The organism is Vibrio sp. V43_P6S15P86, assembly GCF_009904725.1.
Classification (GTDB): Bacteria; Pseudomonadota; Gammaproteobacteria; order Enterobacterales; family Vibrionaceae; genus Vibrio; species Vibrio diabolicus.
The window spans coordinates 1-20,242 of sequence record NZ_WXWT01000275.1 but is presented as its reverse complement, the minus strand read 5'-3'; the positions used below and the strand labels follow the sequence as shown (position 1 = coordinate 20,242).

The following is a 20,242-nucleotide window of genomic DNA, read 5'->3' as shown; positions in this document are numbered from 1 at the left end:
CTTTCTTATTCACCTGATTGACTTGATTGTCATGAAAAAGATAACGTTTCATTAACATTTTTGTTGATCAGGAGCAGCGCGGATGAAAGGGATTTTTCAGTGGCTAGATAAATATATACAGAAAGCGGAGGCGGCACTGCTCATTGGCTCGGTGCTTCTTATTGCGTTGAACTCAATTGCTAACGTTTTAGGGCGCTACCTCTTTAGCCAAAGCATCTACTTTTCAGAAGAACTCAATTATTTCCTCATTATCGCCGTCACGTTTATTGGTTGCAGTTATGCTGCCCGCCAATCTCGCCATATCCGTATGACGGCATTTACCGATATGCTTCCAAAGCGTATACAAACTTTAGCCAACGGCATTATTTATTTACTCACCGCCGCATTGGTGGCGGTGCTAACTTGGTATTCGTGGCAATACATTGGCAAGGTGAGCCAAATGGGGCGTCTTTCTCCTGCAATGCAAGTACCTTTGAGTTGGGTGTACTTAATCGCACCGATTGGCCTTTTCTTTAGCACGGTTCAGTTCGCGCGTGTGGGTGGTCGCCATATCAAACGTTTCATAACGCTGACAAAGCGTTCACGCTCATCTCGACCAGATGGCGTCGGCTCTGCCACTAAGCAGGAGAAAGCGCTATGACGACCGCTCTTGTTGCAACGATGATCACGTTGTTGGCTTTTGGCTTTCCGATGTTGGTACCGCTATTAGCGGCGACCATGTTGGGATTTATTGTTTTTCTTGGCTTGGGGCCAGATTTTATGATCCAGCAAATGCTTGCTGGCATCAAACCCGCTGCGCTGATCGCTGTGCCTATGTTTATTCTCGCGGCAGAAATTATTACCCGAGGCGTAGCAGCAACGCGTTTGCTAGATGTTGCAATGGCGTTTGTTGGGCACGTTCGTGGCGGTCTGGCGATCACCTCATCGCTTAGCTGTGCGATGTTTGGTGCGGTATCGGGGTCTACACAAGCCACCGTTGTTTCTGTTGGCTCTATTATGCGACCGAAAATGTTGGAGTATGGTTACAAAGACAGTTTTGCTCTGGCTTTGATTATTAACGCCTCTGACTTAGCGCTCCTTATTCCACCGAGTATCGGTATGATCATCTATGGTGTGGTGTCTGGAACATCGGTTGCTGAGCTGTTTATTGCTGGTATTGGACCGGCGATCGTGATTTTATTGATGTTTTCTGCCTACTGTTATTTTTATGCAGGCAAAAGCTCTGTAGAAAATGCCCCGCGAGCCAGCTGGAAAGAACGTTGGACCACAATACGTAAAGCGGTTTTACCATTTGGTTTTCCGATCATTACTGTTGGCGGTATTTATGCTGGAGTATTTAGCCCTACCGAAGCGGCGTCGGTTTCGGTGTTGTACGCTGTGTTATTAGAAATGGTTATCTTCCGTAAAGTGAAATGGAAGGAGCTTGGCGAAATCGCGCTTTCTACGGGCATGGTTACCGCGGTGGTATTTATCTTAGTCGCAGCAGGGGCTGCTTTTTCTTGGGTAATTTCATTTGCCCAGATCCCGCAAGAATTGTTGGGTATGATCGGGATTAATGATCTTTCGCAGACCGAGTTACTGGTCGTTATTTCAATTGCGTTCTTTATTGGTTGTATGTTCGTTGATCCAATCGTAGTGATGCTGATTTTGATCCCTATCTTTGCACCTGTGATTAAGTCCTCTGGCATTGACCCAGTACTTGTCGGCACCATCGTGACCTTGCAAGCAGCGATAGGTTCTGCAACGCCGCCATTCGGTTGTGATATTTTTACCGCGATTGCCGTGTTTAAACGCCCTTATGTAGAAGTGATTCGCGGCACGCCACCGTTTGTGTTCATCTTGCTTTTGGTCTCTGTGATGCTGATTTTCTTCCCTTCGATTTCACTTTTCTTACGTGATTTAGCGTTTCGATAGTATCGACTAAACGCTCAAAGCCGCTGAATATCGGCGGCTTTTTAATCTATGCTCTCAAACTGGTTCAACTTATTCTGTTCTCCAGTCTCCATTGGCTAGGCGACTTTCCTGTCCAACTGCGAAAGTGGCGGCTGAATACCGCAGTTTCTGCATAACCCAGTTGCAACGCGATATCGGTAATACTCTGAATATTCTCACTTAAACGCTGCTCGGCGAAATCCTGACGCACTTGCTGCAACAGCTGTCGATAACTCGTGCTCTGCTGCTTTAGCTTGCTTTGCAGCATTCTCGGATGCAGGTCTAATGCTCTTGCAACGCGCTCCACGCTGCATTCTCCCGTCGACAACAAACGACCAATCATATTCGCTGCTTGATCACTCAGATTGTTAGGATAACGGGTTTGTAAATACTTGAGGTGCTGCTGAAAATGGCGCTCTAGTGCGTCTTCATCTTGGTGGTTCTTAGCGTTAAGCAGGCTCGCTTTAAGTAGGATACCGTCAAACTTATCACCAAAACGCAGTTTGTTCTGTTGGGCAAACTTGCTTTGCTCTACTTCCAATGTTGCGTGTTGAGTCAAATGTAGCGCGAAGTGGCTTGCTTCAATATCGAGCAAACTGGCGATAAACATGGCTAAGTGTGACACACTGAGCTGCATCAACTGCGCAATACCGCGGTCACTATTCACATCAATATTGAGCGACAATCGTACCCAATCATCTTGTGGCGTCATGTTGAGAGTAACGCCTGACGAATGCAGATAGAGATAATCATTCACCCGCGCCAATGCATCACCGACCGTTTCAGCACGGGAAACCAGCATCGGCAAATCGCCTAAACTTTGCAGGTTTTGGCGCTCGGCGAGTAACGCACCAAACAACGGTTGCTTACAACGAGCAGCCGCTTCTTCCAGTAATTCAGCCAACCTAGGGTAGGCGAGATAGGTATCGGGATCGCGAAACTGCGCGGCAGACAGGCCAACAGCGGCCATTATCTTTTGCGGATTCTGACCTAATTCTGAAACCAAGCTATCAAATTTATCGGCAGCGCCACTTCGTACGATATACATGTCTCGATTTTAAAATGTTAACAAGTTGTAAATCGTAATATATCAAATTTACTTCGTAAAAGGTCAAGTGAGTGCCAGTGAGTTGATCTAAGTTACATTTCGATAACAACAACGCATGGATGAGAAGCTGTATGGAACTTATCAATAAAACTGCCATAGTGACTGGCGCTGCGGATGGAATTGGGCAAGCTATTATTGCAAAGCTAAGAGAGCAAGGAGCCAAAGTGCTTGCTGTCGATATTTCAGAGCAATCACTGCAAATGTACGCAAGTTTTGGCTTTAAGCAGTTGGAAACCTTTGTTGCGGACGTCACCGATTACCAACAAGTCGAAGCCATGGTGAAGTACGCGGTCGAACAATTTGGCTCACTTGACATCATGGTCAACAATGCAGGCATCGGCGCACCGAAACCTCTGCTTGAACATGATCCTATCGCCGACTTTGAGCCTATCTCTAAAGTCAACCAAAACGGCGTTTACTATGGCATTCTCGCCGCTGCACGACAATTCCAAGCGCAAGGGACACCGGGCGTGATCCTCAATACCTCTTCCGTTTACGCCCAAATGGCCTCCGAGATGACGTTTACCTACAACGTCAGCAAAGCCGCAGTCGATATGATGACCAAATGTGCCGCTTTAGAGTTAGCGCCTCTGGATATTCGTGTGTGTGCCGTCGCTCCGGGACGCGTTGATACTCCGATGTTAAGGCAATACGAAGAGATTGGCTTGTGGGACCACATCCGCAAAGAACAGATGCGTCAAAACTTCACGCAACCAGAAGAGATTGCCAACGTGGTAGCGTTTCTTGTCAGCGAAAAAGCAAACTGTATCAACGGCTGCACCATTAGCGCATCTGACGGTTTCGAGAATTTTAAGTACCCACTCATGGGATAGATGGAATAGGCGAGCACGCCAAATTACAGCAATAGTGAGGATGTAAGTTATGTCATTACCAGAAGTTATTCAGCATCAAGATTTCCTATTAACTCTTAATACGAATGAAGAGTCGATCATCAAAGACGCGCTACCGGGTGTTGATGTTTACCCGCTGTTTCTTGACCCAGAAAATGGTACGTGGGTGATTCGTGCCAAATTCAAACCGGGTATCACTCTGCCTAAGCACTTCCACACTGGTGTGGTGCACTTCTATACCCTAAGCGGCGCTTGGCACTACATTGAATACCCAGACCAAGTTCAAACCGCAGGTAGCTATTTATATGAGCCAGGTGGTTCGATTCATACCTTTCACTGTCCAGAAGAGTCGGGTGGTGCAGATGGCTTTATGGTGATCCAAGGTGCAAACATTAACTTTGACGAAGAAGGCAACTTCATCAATATCATGGATGCGGGTTGGATTGAGCAAGTTGTTATTGCAACAGCGAAAGCACAAGGCTTCACCGCGCGCTACATCAAACCGGGTGCGATTGCTGGCCTAAGCGATGAGCTAGCGGAGTAACCCCATGCAACAGATGAACAGTATCGTAATGCAGGATGGTAGTGTCCGCCTGAAGCAAGTCGAAATACCCCAGCCCGCAGCAGGACAAGTGTTGGTTCGCAGCCTTGCCTGTGGGATTTGTGGCTCCGACCTTCACATTACTCGACACGCGGATGAGGTATTTGATGTATTCCACCAGCTCGGGTTGATGCCCGATGAAGTCGGTGAGCACGCTCAAGTGATGTTGGGACATGAATTCTGTGCGGAAATTGTCGAATACGGTGCCGATACGCAGCAAACGTTGCCCGTTGGTAGCCGAGTCACCTCTGTGCCGATGTTGCTCAGTCAAAATGGCGCGGGCGTTGGTGTCACTCCGGGTACTTATGGTGCTTACTCTGAGTACTTCCTGCTTGATGAAGCGTTATTGCTGCCTGTCCCAGACGAAATGCCGTCTGAGGCGGCGGCACTGACCGAACCACTGGCGGTCGGTTTGCACGCGGTCAATCGCAGTGAAATCGAAACGGAAGAAAGAGCACTGGTTGTCGGTTGCGGTCCTATAGGGCTGGCGGTGATTGCAGCACTGAAACAACGCGGCGTGAGCAATATTCTTGCGGTCGATCTTCAGGAAGAGAAGCTGCAACTTGCCAGCGAGTTTGGCGCAGATCGGTTGATCAACCCGACCAAGGAAGACGAGATCGCCGTTGGTGAGCAGTACGCGATGAACTCACGTCTGGTCATTTACGAGTGTGTTGGCAAGCATACTTTGATTGACGATTTTATGCGCCGCGCCCCTGCCCGAGCGCGAATCGTCATCTCGGGTATCCATACGACACCCGCAATCATTAACTACGCGTACGCGACGGTAAAAGAGCTCGACTTGAGATTCTCTTACTACTACCAGCCGCACGAGTTTGAGCAATGCCTACAAGCGATTGCCGAACATAAGTTGCCTTGGCAGAAAATGCTCACTGCCAAAGTAGGGATAGATGGTGTGGAAGATGCGTTTAGACAGTTAATGACTCCCAATGACCACATCAAAGTGATTATCGAACCTTGGCGCAGCGGCGCGTTAGAAGTGATTTAACTCTTAGCCAAATTAAGCTAGCTAAAACCAATTTTAGTTTGGTGACAGCCCCAACCGTAGCAGCTAGGTTGGGGCTTTTTTTGTTAGGCCTGTTCTGCGCATTCCTGTTGCAGAGCAGGGTAATCGGTGTAGCCTCGTTCGTTTCCGCCAAACAACGTTGAGCCATCGAGTTCTGCCAACGGATGGTGATGTTGCAAGCGAGAGACTAAGTCTGGGTTTGCTACGAATGGTCGTCCGAATGCGACAAGATCCGCGTAACCTTTCTCTAACACTTCGTTTGCTCGTTGAGGATCGTAGCGACCTGCGACAATGATCGCGTTGCGAAAGCGTTTTCTAAGTTCGATTCGGAACGTCTCAGGAATCGTTGGTGCATCGGCCCAATCGGCCTCGGACAAGTGCAAGTAGGCAATGTCGCGCTCCTGTAGCTGTTTTGATGCTTCCAAGATCGTTGGCACGATATCTGGGCAGTCCATATCTTTAAACGTAATGAATGGTGCCAATCTCACTCCAACTCGATGCGCACCAATAGCGGCGATAACTGCATCCACCACTTCGATAAGAAAACGAATACGATTTTCTCGTGAACCGCCGTAGTTGTCTGTCCGATGGTTTGAATTGGTTCTTAAGAACTGGTCGATCAGATACCCATTCCCGCCGTGGATTTCTACACCATCAAAACCCGATTCAATGGCGCGTTTGGCTGCGTTCGCGAAATCACCGACAACTCGGTTGATATCCGCTTGTGTCATGGCGCGAGGCTCAACACAATCGACCATATTGCCGTTGCCTTGTTCATCTGCAATCCAAACTTGTGTCTCTACCGGAGCGAGCGCAGATGGCGCGATAGGCTGTTCACCATTTTGGAATGTTGGGTGAGACACTCTGCCCACATGCCATAGCTGACAAAACATCGCTGCACCTTGTGATTTGACCGCTTGGGTCACTCCTTGCCAGCCCGTCACTTGCGCATCGGTGTAAACGCCAGGGGTGAACGAATAGCCTTGAGAATCGTCCGAAATTTGTGTGGCTTCGGAAATGATCAGCCCGGCAGAAGCGCGCTGTTGATAATACGTTGCCATCATCTCATTCGGGATGTTGCCCGGCTGAGTGGTGCGTGCGCGAGTCATTGGTGCCATGACAATACGGTTTTGTAGTGACAACGCTTTTAGTTGAGCTGGTTCAAACAGCTTATTTGTTCTTTGTTTCATGTTGCGCTCCTCAGATAAGTACTGGCACGTTGGTCGCTTTACGAGCGGTTGCCATCCAGTGAAGTACGGCTGGATCCCATTGCACTTCGGGCGCACTGAAAAAGCCGCGTAGAATGGAGAAAATAATGGCCTGATCAACCAGTGACGTTTGCTTTTCTGAACTTAGGTTGAGCAAGGATTTGGTTTGTTCTATCAAAGCGGCGACTTCTTTCGCAATCGCAGGTGTATCGTTAATCAAGGCTTCAAAATTTAATGCTTCGGTTTCTTTTTTTGCACGCCATGCTTGTTTAGCGGTTTCTGTTGCAAATTCCGGTAACGTCATGTTTGACCAACGCGGATACCCGACTTTTTGTAGCGGTAAAAACGCCTGTTTTTGCCAGTCTAAAACCGGTGCTGAGGGTTGGCTGCTTTCATTGGAAGATGCCAATTCAAGGAAGTAGTTGATGATGTCTAAGCTTTCCGCCATCGCTTCGCCATCGTCTTTGATCAAAAGAGGAACTTGTTTTGCGCCGATGATGTTTGTGGTGGTGCTCTCGTCGTCATAAGCAATGTTGATGACGTCGAGCTGAATATTCAGCATGCCTGCAACAAAACGGACGCGGGCGCTAAAGGGGCAATGTTCATAAATGTACAGTTTCATTTTTTGTTTCCTATCTCTTGGCTGGGCAGGGCGTGTTGTTGTGCGTTGAACACAGTGACGCCGAATACAGCGTTACGGCGTTTAACTTTGCCCTGTCACATAACGTTCTGGGTCTAAACAATGTCGATGGGGTCAGTATATGGATTCGACTTAATTTGATAATTGGGTAATATCTGAATTGATTATTCAGTTTTTCCAAATAATAAGGGCGCGAAGATGGATAAGTTTTCGGATATGACGTTGTTTGTCAGCATCGTTAAACATCAAGGTCTGGCAGCGGCGGGAAGGGAGTTAGGTTTGTCTCCGGCGACGGTAACGGCAAGGCTGCAAGCGATAGAAGAACGCTATGGCGTAAAGCTGCTCAACCGAAGCACACGCCACGTATCACTCACGGACGCAGGGGCAATGTACCATCAAGCTTGTCTGAACATCATTGATAGCGTGAAAGAGACGGAAAACTTACTGCAAACGGGTATTTCGGAAGTGCGCGGAACGTTGAAAATTTCAGCTCCACGAGATATTGGCAAACAAATTATTTCGCCGATGGTGTCGGCTTTTTCTGAGCAATATCCGGATGTGACGCCTTATCTTTATCTTAATGACAATTTATCGAACTTGGCTGAATCGGGGCTCGATTTAGTGATTCGTTACGGTGAGTTAGCGGACAGCAATCTCATTTCGCGCAAGCTGGCGTCGAGTCAACGCGTGCTGTGCGCGTCACCTGATTACTTGGCGAAGCAAGGTGTCCCAAACTGTCCACAAGATCTCGCGGCCCATCGCTGCTTAGCCATGGTGCGCAGCAATGAAGAATTAAAAACGTGGCACTTTAAAGATGAAGAGTCTCACCAATCGATTACGGTCACGCCAAAGCGCTTTTCTGATGATGGTGAAGTGATTCGACAATGGGCGTTGGACGGTGCCGGGATTGCGCTGAAATCGATTTTAGATATTCAGCAAGACCTCAAACAACAATGTTTAGTAACGGTTTTGGATGGGTATATGAAAAACTTCAGCGCCTTCTCGCAAGGCGCTGAAGCGGATCTGCATGTCATTTATCAGAGCCGCCAATATCAACCGAAAAGAGTTCGCCTGTTTTTGGACTTTCTAGTTGAGCAATTTAGCGCGCTGAGTGATGCCAGCAATCAGATCTAGATGCGATTCAGAGGTTTCTCGGCGGTGGCGATAAATCCCGACGGTGCCAGGGTTTGGTTCGTTTTCCATTGTTAAGCATCGTAAGCCAAAGGATTCCAAATACGGTTGCAGATGGCGGGTGTAAGACATCACCGCGACGCTTTCTTTCAGTACATCAATACTGGCGAGCAGAGAATCCACTTCGTAAGTCGGTCTGTCATCCAGTTGCTGCCTTTCGCGTTCATTTTGTTTCGGGATTGGGTTGTCGATGACGTGAGCGAATTTCTTTGCGTCATAAGTGACCGAAAGAGCAGGGTATTCGTGCAGCATCTCTTCGGTGACGGTTTTCCCTAGAAGTGGGTGGTTTGGGGAAACAAAATAGGCATCAACCGTTTGAAATAGCGGAATAAACGTAACATCGCATTTAGACGACAAGCCGACAATCTCGTGGCCGATGAAGAATTCAATCTGTTCGTTGATTAATGAATCCATCAAGCCTAAGTGGTTGCCAAATTCGACGTGCGTAGATGCCGATGGCTGCTTGGTCAGATGTTCATTGAGTGCTTGTTTGACGAACAGCGGCCACCACGCATCGCCAGTACCCATTTTAATTTTTCCGACTTGGTACTGTTTCCGTTCATCAATGCTTTGCATCATTTGGTTGTATTCATGCTGCATCGCGTTGCTATGGCGATAGAGGATGCGTCCGTATTCGGTCAACACCATGCCATTAGGATGACGTTCAAACAGCGTCACGCCGAGATTCTCTTCCAGCTTCTTTAAATTGCTTGTTACCGTTGGCTGGCTTAACCCTGCCATTCTTGCCGCAGCGCTGATGCTTTGGCAGCGTGCAACCAGTAAAAATTGCTGCAGAGATTTGTCCATTTTCTTTCCCCTCTAAGAACGAGGGGTATTTTGCACAATTTCATTTATAAATCACAAATCTGTAATCTCATTTGATTGAAATTATGCGCATTTCATAGATCTACATCACTGTTGGGGTTTGACGTATAGATGTTATCTATAGCTCGCTCCTGACTTCCTATTTTCCCATCAAAAGGGTGTTCTTTAGACTGTCGCCAAAACAACAATCTAAGGGATGAACATGAAACCGAGTTTTATTGCGCTTGCTGTCGCGTCTTGTATTGGTCTTGCTGGATGTGGGGCAGATTCTTCTGATGCACCTGTGCCGGTCGACAAACCAATTATTTCAGCCGACTTATATTTACGTGGTTTAAATGGGGATTGGGGCACGGCAGAGCATGCCAAGCTAAACTATTTGGGTAATAACGAGTACGAAACCGTACTGCGCGTCGCTCGAGGTAGCAATCAGTTCAAGATTGCTGATCCGGGTTGGCAGATCCAATACACCTATTTTGAGGAGCCCGCGGCGTTCGATAAAGCTCAGGAGTACCTGCCAAAACCAGACACAAATGAAGCGTGTATGAACGATGATTGCAACTCTGAGATCACGTTTGAAGACAAAGGGTATTACAAGTTTTCTGTGAGCTTTGCCGATGAAAGTCGCGCGACAATGACTGTGACGAAAGCAACGCAAGAAGAAGCGGAAAAATACTACTCTGATGCGATTCTCGACCCTGCAATGGTGCATGAAGGGCATCAGAGTAAAGAAGTGAAACTGTTCGCCAATTACGATGACTCGAGTGATACCGTGATTTTCTCGGTGAAAGATCCTAAAGCTGAACTGCGTGAATTTGGTATTTCAACGACGACAGAATTGCGTGATGCGCTCGACCAAGGCTTAGTGATTAATGAACAAACAGGGCCGCGAGTGGTATCGGGTGATGTCGCGTTTGACGCGTTGTTTGCGTTGACGATGAAAGAGCTAGACCAGCTTGCCGTTTCTGAAATCAAAGACGGCAATTACAACTACAACAACCCAATCAAAGCGGAAGTTTTTGAGACGGGCGCGAAGTGGCATTACGTGTGGACGCGTGATTTGGCGTACGCAGCAGACCTTTCGCTTGCATTGATGAATCCAACTCGCGTGCAAAATGGTTTGAATTTCAAATTGTCCGCTTTCCGCGACACGACCGATCAGCAATACGATGGCGAGCAGATTGTGCAAGACACGGGCACAGGCGGCAGCTGGCCAATCAGTACCGACCGCACGACTTGGGCGCTTGGTGCAGAACGCTTACTTTCGGCATTGGATGGAGAAGAGTACAACCAGTTTGCTGAGCGCGCATATAACGCTATCAGCAATACACTTGAAGCCGATCGCCTGGCGGCTTTTGATGCGAAATCTGGTTTATACACTGGTGAGCAGTCATTCCTTGATTGGCGTGAGCAAACGTATTCAACGTGGACGCCAAACGATGTCAATGCGATTGGTAGCAGCAAAGCGTTATCGACAAACGTGGTTCACTACCGCGCGATTCAGCTCGCGGCTAAGTTGGCAGAGAAGTACGACTCAACCAACGCGGTCAAATACACTGAATGGGCTGCGCAGTTAAAAAACGCTATCAACGAGCAGTTTTGGAATGCCGAACGCGGTATGTACGTAAGTTATTTGTTTGATAATGGCAAAGACATCGCGGTCGACAAATACGACATGTTGGGCGAAGCACTGGCGATCATCAGTGGTGTGGCAAGTGATGCGCAGGCGAAACAAATCATGGCCAATTACCCACACAGTGAGTTTGGCGTGCCGGTTTATTTCCCTCAACAACCAGACGTGCCTGTGTACCATAACCGCGCAATTTGGCCATTTGTTACCGCGTACAGCTTGCGCGCCGCGCATCAAACACAAAACGTGGCAGCAGCGAACAATGCCATTCAATCGTTGGTTCGTGGTACAGCAACCAATTTATCCAACATGGAAAACTTAGAGTGGCTTTCTGGTAAGTCATTCATCATCCATAGTGATCATGGCGAAGATCCGAGCTTGGATGGCCCAGTGATTAACTCTCAGCGTCAGCTTTGGTCTGTGGGTGGCTACTTGAACATGGTGGTAGAGACCCTATTCGGCATCCATACCGAAACAGGTAAGTTGGAAGTGAAGCCATTTATCACAAGTTGGGTGCGCAATAACTTGTTGGCTCAGTCTGAACAAATCACGTTGGAAAACTTTGCTTTCAAAGGAAAGAACTACTCGGTAACGATTGACTTGCCTGAAGCAAGTAAAGATGAAACAGGTTACTACCCAGTTGAAAATGTCACGATGGATGAAGAGGGGCATTTCCACGTGACACTGGGCGCGCTTGTGAATGTAGATAGCAGCATTACTTTAGTTTCTGGGGTGAAACCGTATGTGAGTGAAGACAGCCGCGTTTATTCTCCGCAAGAGCCAACATTGGTGGTAACAAGCGTTGATAATTCGGTTTCGATTGATGTGACGAGCAAGTACAACGTGAACTTGTATCGCAATGGCGAGCTGATTCAAAAGAACGTGATTGCTCAATCTTATTCCGATACGCCAACAGGTTTTGCTTGTTATTTGGCTGAAAGCATTAACGATAAAGGCTTCCGTTCTAACCCAAGCCAACCAGTTTGTGTCGGTGAAGAGAGCCGCATCAAACTTGATGGCGAATATCAGCCACTCAAAGACAATGTCTCAGTGGTTACGGTGAGCAAAGACAGTGGCATCGTAAAGGGTGCAGAGTCGTTTACAGCTCCTGTAACGGGCACTTACCAGTTCGATGCTTGGTACAACAATAACCTAGGACAACTTAATACCGGCATCACGAACACCGTGAAATTGTTAGAGGTATTGGATGATGCAGGTAAAGTGGTTGGTCAAGGTTACTTGCAGATGGGCCATATTGGTGAAAACCAAGGTATGCGTTACTCAACGCCAATTGAAGTGGCGTTGGAGCAGGGGAAAACCTATCAGATCGCGCTGAAGGATCACTTCAATATGAGTTACCTCACATCGAATGAAACCTACATCTACGCTGGTGGTATTGAGGGTGAAAAGAACGAAGCGCAAATCGCAGATATTCGAATCACACCTTTAATGTAGGCTGTTTTAACAAAGCTGTGTTCTAAGAAAAACAAAGCCGCAGAGATTATCAGCGGCTTTGTTGTATTTGCTATCGGAGGCCGTTTACAGATTAGTTTGCAGCCTGCGGACGAGGCTTACGGCGCTGACCTGACGGTTTGTTTCCTGCAGGCTTAGCATTGTTTGGCTTGCGGTTACCAGACGGTTTACCAGCGTTGCCACTCTTATTACCGTTTGGTTTATTTCCACTCGGTTTATTGCCATTTGGCTTGTTGCCGTTAGGTTTACGGTCATCTGGTTTACTGTTTGCGCGACCTTGGCCTTCACGGTTGCCTTTAGGCTTGCCCGCACCGCCTTGGTTGGTGCTGTTTTTGTTGCCGTTGTTACCACCGTTGAAGCGACGTTTAGGTTTGTTTGCACCATTGCCTGCTTTCTTTTCGGCTGCTGGGGCGTTTTCACTTGCAGCATTTGGCGCTTTTGGTTTTTTCGGCTTCTTAGGTTTTTTCGGTTTGATTGGTCGAGTATCCAGTTTAGATTCTGGCACCACATTGGTTGGCGCAAAACCTTCCAGCTCTTTACGTGGTAGTACTTCTTGAATCAAACGTTCAATCGCAAACAACTCAGATGCTTCTAGCGCACACACGAGTGAAATCGCTTTACCTACTTCGCCCGCGCGGCCAGTACGACCAATACGGTGAACGTAGTCTTCTGCCACTTTAGGTAGCTCAAAGTTCACCACTTGCGGTAATTGCGGAATATCGATACCGCGTGCAGCAATGTCCGTCGCGACCAACACACGAATTTCACCCGATTTAAAATCCGCCAGTGCTTTGGTACGTGCGCCTTGGCTCTTGTTGCCGTGGATGGCAGCAGCAGGTAGATTTTGTTCGATAAGGAACTTCGCCAGACGGTTTGCGCCGTGTTTCGTTTTCGTAAACACCAGCACTTGCTTCCAATCGCCGTCTTTGATCAATTTAACCAACATCGGTGCTTTCTTCTTCACGTCTGCTGGGTAGATGCTTTGCTCAACCGTTCTCGCTGTCGAGTTTGCCGGGTTAACGGAAATCTCAACCGGGTTGTTCACCAAGCCTTTCGCAAGGTCGCGGATTTCATCCGAGAAAGTCGCCGAGAACAGTAGGTTCTGACGCTGTTTTGGTAGCAGGGCTAGGATTTTGCGAATATCACGGATAAAGCCCATATCCAGCATGCGGTCTGCTTCATCCAGTACTAGCACTTCCAGTTGGTCGAATTTGACCGCATTTTGGTTGTACAAATCCATCAGGCGGCCTGGTGTTGCTACCAGCACATCCGCACCTTTGCGAAGACGCTGCATTTGCGGGTTGATCTTCACACCACCAAAAACCACCGTACTGCTTAGTGGAAGGTGACGGCCGTACATAAACACGTTTTCTTGCACCTGAGCCGCCAGTTCACGCGTTGGCGTCAGGATAAGTGCACGAACTTGGTTAGCACGAACGCGAGGGCCGTTCGATAAACGCTCAAGAATCGGTAGCGTAAAGCCTGCGGTTTTACCTGTACCAGTCTGCGCTGCTGCCATTACGTCTTTCCCTTCCAAAATAGCAGGAATTGCTTTTGCCTGAATTGGCGAAGGGGTGTCGTAGCCTTTTTCTTGAATAGCTTTAAGGATTGGAGCAGATAGACCTAAAGAGGTAAAACCCATATGTATGATTCTCAATTGTAGAGTTAGATAACAACGCGCCGAAAATAAATCGGTGCGAAAAGTGCGACATTCTGAGGCTTTTACGCGCAGGCTTCAACTAATTCCGTCATGGATAAATATTTGAACTGGATCTCATTTCTTTTTGGCAGGCAAAACTGATAACTGGTTTGGTCGATCGATTGAATGGTTTTACGTTGGCGATGCCCATTCTTACATCGCTATCACGGTATGCAGTTTTAGTTTATCAAATGCTGTTCGGAGTGTGGGGGAGGCTTGCTCCTTTCATTACTCCGCTTTTGCATGCGTTAAAAACGCACTCGTCAATTGCTGAAAGAGCGAATCTACCGACGGGCGGTCGGATATATGATGGAAGAGCGGTGTGTGGACATCACCACGAATATCATCGCTGTGACCGCAAAGCTGATTACACATTCGTACTGGTTCGACAATCTTCTCGACGTCGACATCAATCAGAATGCATGCTTGTGATAACACCACTTGTCCGCCGCCTTTTTTAAGTAAAACACGCTGTGCGGTTCCCACGATTTTTTGCCCGCCAATGTTGAGGTTGTACTCGCCATCACAGTAGGAATAAGGCGTTGCATGAACATCCACTTTCACGCCGAGCTGTTTAAAGAAAACCGTTAATATCGCACATAAATCGAGATACGCTTTTTTGATGTTGTAAGGCTCGCCTTCTGGCCAGTGGTAAATGTGGGATAGATTGATAATACCTGGCACTTGAGGGACTGGTGCACCACCGGTTTTACGGGAAAAGAGTTTCCAGCCCGACATGTTTAACGCATGTTCTAACTCATTAGACACTGGCCATTTCTTACCAGCGGGAAGCACGAGCGTTGGGTTTTTTACTTGCCAAAGCAATAGCACTTGCGAGAGTTGGTTGGACTGAACTTGTTTAATGAGCTCATCTTCTTTGTCAAATGCATCAGCGACTTCCGTAGCTGTGTAGCGAATTAGCTTATTTTTAGCAACCAAACTCTATCCCTCGCGGCTATTTAATCGTTACTGTTGTATCTCAGATACAGCTTTATTGCTAGGTCTGAGTGATTAGGCTTTTGCTCGCTAGCTGTATGATCATCTTTTGGATCTTTTCCGTTGTCCATTAATTCTGCTTGAACACGCGATAAAAAGTTTTTGCTAGTCATCACATCAGCCATTCATAAAATCTGCCATCTATGAAAAATTTTGGCGATATAAGTATGAAAAAGCGAGTGATGACTCTCGCGTTAGCGGCATCATTAACGGGATGTGTGACGTTCCCAACTCAAGAATCTGAGCAAGTACAGGTGCTTTGGGACAATGTGAATGCGATTGAAAACTGTGAACTAATGGGTACCGTGATCGGTTCAGAAGGACACTTTTACGACTATTGGCTTCACGCCGATAAAGACATGGTTTGGGGTACGTTAAACCAAATGTGCATCAAGGCGGCAGATTTAGGCGCAGATACCTTGTACTTATATCAACCGTTGAGCTTTTCTACGTCAGTGACGATGTTTGCAAATGCTTACAAGTGCAAACAGTAGCTATTGGTTTGATCATAATTGAAAGACAGGCGCTGCTCGCCTGTCTTTGATGCGCTCTACAAATACTGGCTACCTTACGTTAATTGACGTTTGCTGTCGCCACCGCTGATGTATCAGAAAACGACAATGTAAAGTCTCGCTCAGTATTAAGCACTTTGGCTGGAAACTCTAAGCTCAACTGCGTATGTGGCGCGACTTCTGAAGCAATGCTAGTAACGAATTTTCGGGTTTCTCCAGGAGAGATCGATATGTCACTTCCACCTTGTGATGAGAGCTCAGCGATACCCATTGTTTCAAGTGTGTTACCTGCAGTATCCGCCAGGTGTAATAAAGATTCTGACTTGTAGATTAATTCTCCACTTTCTGTGCGATATGCATTAAACGTGTTGAAATTTGGTTGTAATGATCCTTGTGATCCAATGTTAGTAACGGAAAATGTCACATTAGCGCCATCAAAGTTCTCGACTCTTACGAGTACGTTACCGTCTTGGTAACGAGCGGCTGCTGCCGCGGTTGCTTGTTGTTTCTGCCGCTGTTTCTCTTTTTCAATGTCGCTTAACTGTTTCTGCTCATTAGCGATTCGATTCTTTGCCATGGAGTACGACTGATCGACCATTGCTATTAAAGCGGGGATTGAATACAAAGTGAGGCCTTCCAAATGGTCAAAGTCGATTTTGGCATGTTGAGTACGTTTATGATTAGAAAATTGGCAGTAACCATCAATCAAACTGATGAAAGCCACTTCAAAAGTGCCCTGTAATCGGCTTACTTCCTGTGCTGCTTTCTCTAGATTTGAGCGGACTTTCTGAATCTCTTCCAAACTCTTTTGTGAAAGACGACCGTTTGGCGATACGTCGTTAGAAACCGAAACCAGTTCTTCGGTCACAAATGGATTGTTTTCGGCTGGAATCACCGTAGTTATACGGTTGGATTTGGTGATGTCTTCGCCCAATAAAACCATCATTTTTTGCGATGCGGCGGTTGTGTTGCCCGCTAATACGTCACTACAGTTTGGCGACGTATTGGCATACACGGCGAATGCGGTAAAAAGTGAAAGTGTAACGGACCAGCCGATGGTGACGAGTCCTGTCGTGGTTCGAGTATTCATCCTGATAACCCCTCTGTCATTTGGTGCGATTCACTGACGTAATTGCCAATCAAAAGATTGGCTCGCGACATTCAGAATGGTTCTGGTCAACCCTTCGTAGTGGGTATGCCCACAGATGCTTTTTTAGTCGTTTATCAATCGCTAAGCCATGATTGATAAAGTGTCTGAAATTGAGAGCATTAACGCTGCGAAGTTGATGTCTTTGACTGAAAGATAGACGTAACTTTTCTAACCATCAAATACGTGATTGAGTTCTCATTTTTATATGAGTGAGAGGTTCAAGAGAAAACAGGCACTTACTGTAGAGAGTTGATTTGAAGGAAAAATATAAATTTTTTGGGGAACTTTTTTGATGCTGCCTTTGAGACTTTTTCGAATCTCAAAGGCAGGTTCTTACACTCGCGCTCAATTACAACGTGTTGAGGACATCCGCGAGTCGAGAGACAGCTGTCGTCAGTTCTTCTGGTGTAGCATTGGTAAAGTTAAGACGCAGAGCGGCTTTTACCTTTGAACCTTCTGGATAAAAGACCGGGCTCGGCACTACGGCAACCCAGTTTGCGAGAAGGTTTTTCGCCAGTTCGAAGGTGTCGCATTCTGGAATCTCGACCCAAACGAACATGCCACCATCGACGGGTTTGAGTACGCAACTTTCTGGCAGCTGTTTTTGCAGCTCAGCAAACATGACATCGTAACGTGATTTGTAAAGCGCACAGATGGTTGAAATGTGCGTTTCGAAGTTGTCGTGTTGCAGTAGACCATGCAGCAAAGCTTGCATAGGAATACTAGAGTGCAGATCGGCACCTTGTTTAATTTTGATGAGTGGCTCAAGGTAGCTGCTTTTGCCCGTAACTACACCAATACGCAAGCCTGGTGAAGCTATTTTGGAGAAAGAGCGCAATACGATGGAGTGTTGCGGGCAGAAATCTGAAACTAGCGGTAGTGCTTCACCAGAAAAACGCAGCTCGCGGTATGGTGCGTCTTCAATGAATACAACGTCGTATTGGATACAAAGCTCGGCAACTTTTTGGCGAGTCTCTAGCGCCCAGCATACGCCCGTTGGGTTGTGAAAATCGGGTACGGCGTAGAACATTTTTGGTTGCTGCGTGGCAAAGCATTGTTCGAGTTCTTCAAGGTTTGGGCCACACTCGGTTTGTGAAACGGTCACGATGTTGGCTTGCACTAGACCGAATACTTGCATAGCACCAAGGTAGCTCGGTGCTTCCATCACCACTTTATCGCCCGGATTTACGTACGCACGCGCAATCAAATCTAGCCCTTGCTGAGAGCCCGTTGTGATCATCGCCAAATGAGATTCCGGTAGTTGGTAATAATCGGTCAAAAAGTTAAGTAGCGGGGCGTAGCCTGCTGTTGCGCCGTATTGAAACACCTCTGGCATATTAGTGAGGTTTTCGAGCGTCGGTTTCATTAAGTCGATCGGGAAGGTTTTTTCGTCCGGCAAGCCACCTGCAAGAGAAATGACGTTCTTATCGCTCGCTGCTGCGAGGATCTCTCGGATGTAGGATGACTTAGTTTGTTGTAATGACTGTGCGATTTCCATGTGCTCTGCTTCTCGTAATTGTCTTTTTTTATGTCAGAAATAGTATAGGTAAATTGCCAAGCTTGGTGTGTCCATTTATGCTGTTAAACATGTCCATTTATGCTATTTAAGCGAAAGTTTACTCCGTGAGCCATCAACAAGTTTCCAGAATCAATGACGTGCTGTTTTACATTCATCAGGACATTAGCAGAGAGTTATCGGCTAAAGAGCTAGCAGATGTAGCAGCCTATTCTGAACAGCACTTCCATCGTATTTTTAAAGATGTCGTGGGGGAGTCCATCCATCAATATATCCGCCGCACAAGAATGGAATACGCCGCCAACCAACTGATGTTTGATACCAGCTCATCGGTGTTAGATATTGCTAACAAGTGCGGCTTTAGCTCGGTATCTTCTTTTAGCCGAGCGTTTAAAGCGACGTTCGCTATGTCTCCCGGTGCGTGGCGAAAGCATGATTTACAAGTCGCAGAAAAGCCGTATTTGAAGGATCCGGAAGTGGCTACGGGTTATCATCGGGTTGCGAAACGCGAGTTGCCAGAACCTAAAATTATGGAGGTTCCACAACGCTTTGCGGCTTATGTGCGGCATGAGGGTTATAGCCGTTCCATTCGCAATGCGTGGCTGATTTTGAAGGCGTGGGCAAGCTCTGAGAATCGGGACTTTTCGGTTCAATATGGCTTGCATCACTCCAATCCTGCTTGGGTCGAACTCGACAAGTGTCGTTATGTGGCTTGTATGGCGATTGATACGCCGCTCAAAGTGCGCGGCGTCGTGAATCAAATGACCATCCCAGGCGGTTTACATGCCGTCTTTCGCTTAACGGGCGTATATGGTGAGCTTCTTCCTCAATTGAGTATGGTGTTAGAGAAGTGGTTGCCGAATTCAGGCTTTAAGCAGCGTTCTACACCCGCTTATGTTCACTATCAGAAAAACCATTTCCTTAGCCATGATGAGGCGTTTGAGCTGGACTTCTATCTGCCCATCAGCTTTTTCTAATTGGAGTATTTATTTACTATCCGTAAGGAAGAAAATGCTAAGCTCTATATGGTGATTTTTTACAAATAATTGAAAATTAAATGAACATCGATCATGTAAAGCTATTTGTCCGTTTGGCTTCGACACACAACATCAGCATGGCTGGCCAGGAGCTTGGACTTTCTCCTGCTGTCGCTAGCGCACACATCAATAAACTTGAGGACAGCTTAGGAGTTCGTTTAGTTCATCGCACCACACGCAAAGTTTCCTTAACTGAAGAGGGGTAGGCTTTTTTACCTCACGCGGAGGAGGTCCTTGCAACAGTGGAGGCAGCAAGGGGAGCTGTTGGGTCAGGGCAGAGTGCGCCAACGGGAGTATTACGTATAACCGCCTCTGCAACTTTTGGTCGCTTGCATATTGTGCCTGCATTAAAAGGTTTTATGGCGCGTTACCCAGGGTTAACCGTGGACTGCCGATTTTCTGATTCCATTATTGATCTGGTTGAGGGAGGTTTTGATGTCGCCATTCGTGTCGCTGAGTTGAAAGATTCTTCATTGGTTGCAAGAAAGCTTGCGCCAGATCGTCGTATTATCGTTGCATCACCAGATTATATTGAACAATTTGGGAGACCTAACAAGCCCCAAGACTTGACGAATCATGAATGTATTAACTTAGTTGGAATGAATAATTGGTCATTTAATACAAAAGATGGAATGCTCAATGTACGAACTTCTGGTCGTTTTAAAACCGATAATGGTGATGCGATGAGAGACGCGACGGTAAACGGGTTAGGTATTTCTATCAACTCGGTTTGGAGTGTTTATCAAGAATTACAAAGTGGTCAGCTAGTGGAAGTACTCGAAGATCACCCTTTAGCGATGGATGCTGGGATTTGGGCTGTGTACCCAAGCTCTCGTTTAATTGCGCCTAAGG

General features: G+C 47.0%; 17 protein-coding genes and 2 pseudogenes. 11 read left to right on the top strand and 8 right to left on the bottom strand.

Going from position 1 to position 20,242, the window contains the following annotated elements; translation table 11 throughout:
* Window positions 1–82 precede the first annotated feature (82 nt).
* Together CAG69_RS12425 and CAG69_RS12420 are read left to right on the top strand one after the other, a co-directional pair.
* The gene (locus CAG69_RS12425; RefSeq protein WP_161444441.1) at window positions 83–640 is read left to right on the top strand and encodes a TRAP transporter small permease; all 558 of its coding nucleotides are present in this window, start codon (window positions 83–85) and stop codon (window positions 638–640) included.
* Complete coding sequence (locus CAG69_RS12420) at window positions 637–1,914, top strand: TRAP transporter large permease (RefSeq protein WP_005392736.1); 1,278 nt, start codon at window positions 637–639, stop codon at window positions 1,912–1,914. The genes CAG69_RS12425 and CAG69_RS12420 overlap by 4 nt, the downstream gene beginning before the upstream one ends.
* 64 nt (window positions 1,915–1,978) lie before the next feature.
* Here CAG69_RS12420 and CAG69_RS12415 read toward each other — a convergent pair whose 3' ends face one another.
* Window positions 1,979–2,980: a helix-turn-helix transcriptional regulator gene (locus CAG69_RS12415; protein ID WP_161444439.1), complete on the bottom strand. Its 1,002-nt coding sequence runs from the start codon at window positions 2,978–2,980 to the stop codon at window positions 1,979–1,981.
* Between the two features lie 131 nt (window positions 2,981–3,111).
* On the opposite strand from CAG69_RS12415, the gene CAG69_RS12410 reads away from it, so the two are divergent.
* Genes CAG69_RS12410 through CAG69_RS12400 form a run of 3 tightly spaced genes read left to right on the top strand, consistent with a single transcriptional unit; the run spans window position 3,112 to window position 5,498 of the window.
* Window positions 3,112–3,873: an SDR family NAD(P)-dependent oxidoreductase gene (locus tag CAG69_RS12410; protein WP_161444437.1), complete on the top strand. Its 762-nt coding sequence runs from the start codon at window positions 3,112–3,114 to the stop codon at window positions 3,871–3,873.
* 49 nt (window positions 3,874–3,922) lie between these two features.
* Complete coding sequence (locus CAG69_RS12405) at window positions 3,923–4,435, top strand: 2,4'-dihydroxyacetophenone dioxygenase family protein (RefSeq protein WP_161444435.1); 513 nt, start codon at window positions 3,923–3,925, stop codon at window positions 4,433–4,435.
* A 4-nt stretch (window positions 4,436–4,439) separates the two neighbouring features.
* Window positions 4,440–5,498 (top strand): zinc-binding dehydrogenase, encoded by a 1,059-nt coding sequence (locus CAG69_RS12400; RefSeq protein ID WP_161444433.1) that lies wholly within the window; start codon window positions 4,440–4,442, stop codon window positions 5,496–5,498.
* A gap of 83 nt (window positions 5,499–5,581) precedes the next feature.
* On the opposite strand, the gene CAG69_RS12395 is transcribed toward CAG69_RS12400, so the two are convergent.
* Together CAG69_RS12395 and grxB are read right to left on the bottom strand one after the other, a co-directional pair.
* The gene (locus CAG69_RS12395; RefSeq protein ID WP_161444431.1) at window positions 5,582–6,706 is read right to left on the bottom strand and encodes an alkene reductase; all 1,125 of its coding nucleotides are present in this window, start codon (window positions 6,704–6,706) and stop codon (window positions 5,582–5,584) included.
* 10 nt (window positions 6,707–6,716) lie between these two features.
* Window positions 6,717–7,346 (bottom strand): glutaredoxin 2, encoded by a 630-nt coding sequence (gene grxB / locus CAG69_RS12390; RefSeq protein WP_100088690.1) that lies wholly within the window; start codon window positions 7,344–7,346, stop codon window positions 6,717–6,719.
* Between the two features lie 216 nt (window positions 7,347–7,562).
* Here grxB and CAG69_RS12385 point away from each other — a divergent pair, with 216 nt between their 5' ends.
* Entirely contained in the window at window positions 7,563–8,498 is a 936-nt protein-coding gene (locus CAG69_RS12385; protein ID WP_161444429.1) for a LysR family transcriptional regulator, read from the top strand.
* Here CAG69_RS12385 and CAG69_RS12380 read toward each other — a convergent pair.
* Window positions 8,451–9,362: a LysR family transcriptional regulator gene (locus CAG69_RS12380; protein ID WP_020841841.1), complete on the bottom strand. Its 912-nt coding sequence runs from the start codon at window positions 9,360–9,362 to the stop codon at window positions 8,451–8,453. The genes CAG69_RS12385 and CAG69_RS12380 overlap by 48 nt on opposite strands.
* 220 nt (window positions 9,363–9,582) lie before the next feature.
* Between CAG69_RS12380 and CAG69_RS12375 the strand changes: the two genes are divergently transcribed.
* Window positions 9,583–12,462, top strand: coding sequence for an MGH1-like glycoside hydrolase domain-containing protein (locus CAG69_RS12375; protein ID WP_161444427.1), 2,880 nt, complete (start codon window positions 9,583–9,585; stop codon window positions 12,460–12,462).
* A gap of 91 nt (window positions 12,463–12,553) precedes the next feature.
* On the opposite strand, the gene CAG69_RS12370 is transcribed toward CAG69_RS12375, so the two are convergent.
* The gene (locus tag CAG69_RS12370) at window positions 12,554–14,122 is read right to left on the bottom strand and encodes a DEAD/DEAH box helicase (protein WP_161444425.1); all 1,569 of its coding nucleotides are present in this window, start codon (window positions 14,120–14,122) and stop codon (window positions 12,554–12,556) included.
* A 148-nt stretch (window positions 14,123–14,270) separates the two neighbouring features.
* On the opposite strand from CAG69_RS12370, the pseudogene CAG69_RS22770 reads away from it, so the two are divergent.
* Window positions 14,271–14,348 (top strand): annotated as a pseudogene (locus CAG69_RS22770) (VOC family protein); the annotation flags it as partial.
* A gap of 59 nt (window positions 14,349–14,407) precedes the next feature.
* Here CAG69_RS22770 and CAG69_RS12365 read toward each other — a convergent pair.
* Window positions 14,408–15,118, bottom strand: a complete 711-nt coding sequence (locus CAG69_RS12365; protein WP_161444423.1) for a lipoate--protein ligase family protein — start codon at window positions 15,116–15,118, stop codon at window positions 14,408–14,410.
* 224 nt (window positions 15,119–15,342) lie between these two features.
* Between CAG69_RS12365 and CAG69_RS12360 the strand changes: the two genes are divergently transcribed.
* The gene (locus tag CAG69_RS12360; protein ID WP_053304580.1) at window positions 15,343–15,669 is read left to right on the top strand and encodes a DUF4156 domain-containing protein; all 327 of its coding nucleotides are present in this window, start codon (window positions 15,343–15,345) and stop codon (window positions 15,667–15,669) included.
* Between the two features lie 79 nt (window positions 15,670–15,748).
* Here the strand turns inward: CAG69_RS12360 and CAG69_RS12355 are convergent, their stop codons facing one another.
* Together CAG69_RS12355 and CAG69_RS12350 are read right to left on the bottom strand one after the other, a co-directional pair.
* Window positions 15,749–16,777, bottom strand: coding sequence for a hypothetical protein (locus CAG69_RS12355; RefSeq protein ID WP_161444421.1), 1,029 nt, complete (start codon window positions 16,775–16,777; stop codon window positions 15,749–15,751).
* Between the two features lie 409 nt (window positions 16,778–17,186).
* Complete coding sequence (locus tag CAG69_RS12350; protein ID WP_161444419.1) at window positions 17,187–18,335, bottom strand: aminotransferase-like domain-containing protein; 1,149 nt, start codon at window positions 18,333–18,335, stop codon at window positions 17,187–17,189.
* 125 nt (window positions 18,336–18,460) lie between these two features.
* Between CAG69_RS12350 and CAG69_RS12345 the strand changes: the two genes are divergently transcribed.
* Window positions 18,461–19,330, top strand: a complete 870-nt coding sequence (locus CAG69_RS12345; RefSeq protein WP_161444417.1) for a helix-turn-helix domain-containing protein — start codon at window positions 18,461–18,463, stop codon at window positions 19,328–19,330.
* Window positions 19,331–19,410: 80 nt separating this feature from the next.
* A pseudogene (locus tag CAG69_RS12340) lies at window positions 19,411–20,242 on the top strand (LysR family transcriptional regulator); the annotation flags it as partial.

Bases quoted from the DNA above. Each gene is read 5' to 3' on its own strand.
- CAG69_RS12425 (WP_161444441.1), top strand. From the start codon at position 83: ATGAAAGGGATTTTTCAGTGGCTAGATAAATATATACAGAAAGCGGAG.
- CAG69_RS12420 (WP_005392736.1), top strand. From the start codon at position 637: ATGACGACCGCTCTTGTTGCAACGATGATCACGTTGTTGGCTTTTGGC.
- CAG69_RS12415 (WP_161444439.1), bottom strand. From the start codon at position 2,980: ATGTATATCGTACGAAGTGGCGCTGCCGATAAATTTGATAGCTTGGTT.
- CAG69_RS12410 (WP_161444437.1), top strand. From the start codon at position 3,112: ATGGAACTTATCAATAAAACTGCCATAGTGACTGGCGCTGCGGATGGA.
- CAG69_RS12405 (WP_161444435.1), top strand. From the start codon at position 3,923: ATGTCATTACCAGAAGTTATTCAGCATCAAGATTTCCTATTAACTCTT.
- CAG69_RS12400 (WP_161444433.1), top strand. From the start codon at position 4,440: ATGCAACAGATGAACAGTATCGTAATGCAGGATGGTAGTGTCCGCCTG.
- CAG69_RS12395 (WP_161444431.1), bottom strand. From the start codon at position 6,706: ATGAAACAAAGAACAAATAAGCTGTTTGAACCAGCTCAACTAAAAGCG.
- grxB (WP_100088690.1), bottom strand. From the start codon at position 7,346: ATGAAACTGTACATTTATGAACATTGCCCCTTTAGCGCCCGCGTCCGT.
- CAG69_RS12385 (WP_161444429.1), top strand. From the start codon at position 7,563: ATGGATAAGTTTTCGGATATGACGTTGTTTGTCAGCATCGTTAAACAT.
- CAG69_RS12380 (WP_020841841.1), bottom strand. From the start codon at position 9,362: ATGGACAAATCTCTGCAGCAATTTTTACTGGTTGCACGCTGCCAAAGC.
- CAG69_RS12375 (WP_161444427.1), top strand. From the start codon at position 9,583: ATGAAACCGAGTTTTATTGCGCTTGCTGTCGCGTCTTGTATTGGTCTT.
- CAG69_RS12370 (WP_161444425.1), bottom strand. From the start codon at position 14,122: ATGGGTTTTACCTCTTTAGGTCTATCTGCTCCAATCCTTAAAGCTATT.
- CAG69_RS12360 (WP_053304580.1), top strand. From the start codon at position 15,343: ATGAAAAAGCGAGTGATGACTCTCGCGTTAGCGGCATCATTAACGGGA.
- CAG69_RS12355 (WP_161444421.1), bottom strand. From the start codon at position 16,777: ATGAATACTCGAACCACGACAGGACTCGTCACCATCGGCTGGTCCGTT.
- CAG69_RS12350 (WP_161444419.1), bottom strand. From the start codon at position 18,335: ATGGAAATCGCACAGTCATTACAACAAACTAAGTCATCCTACATCCGA.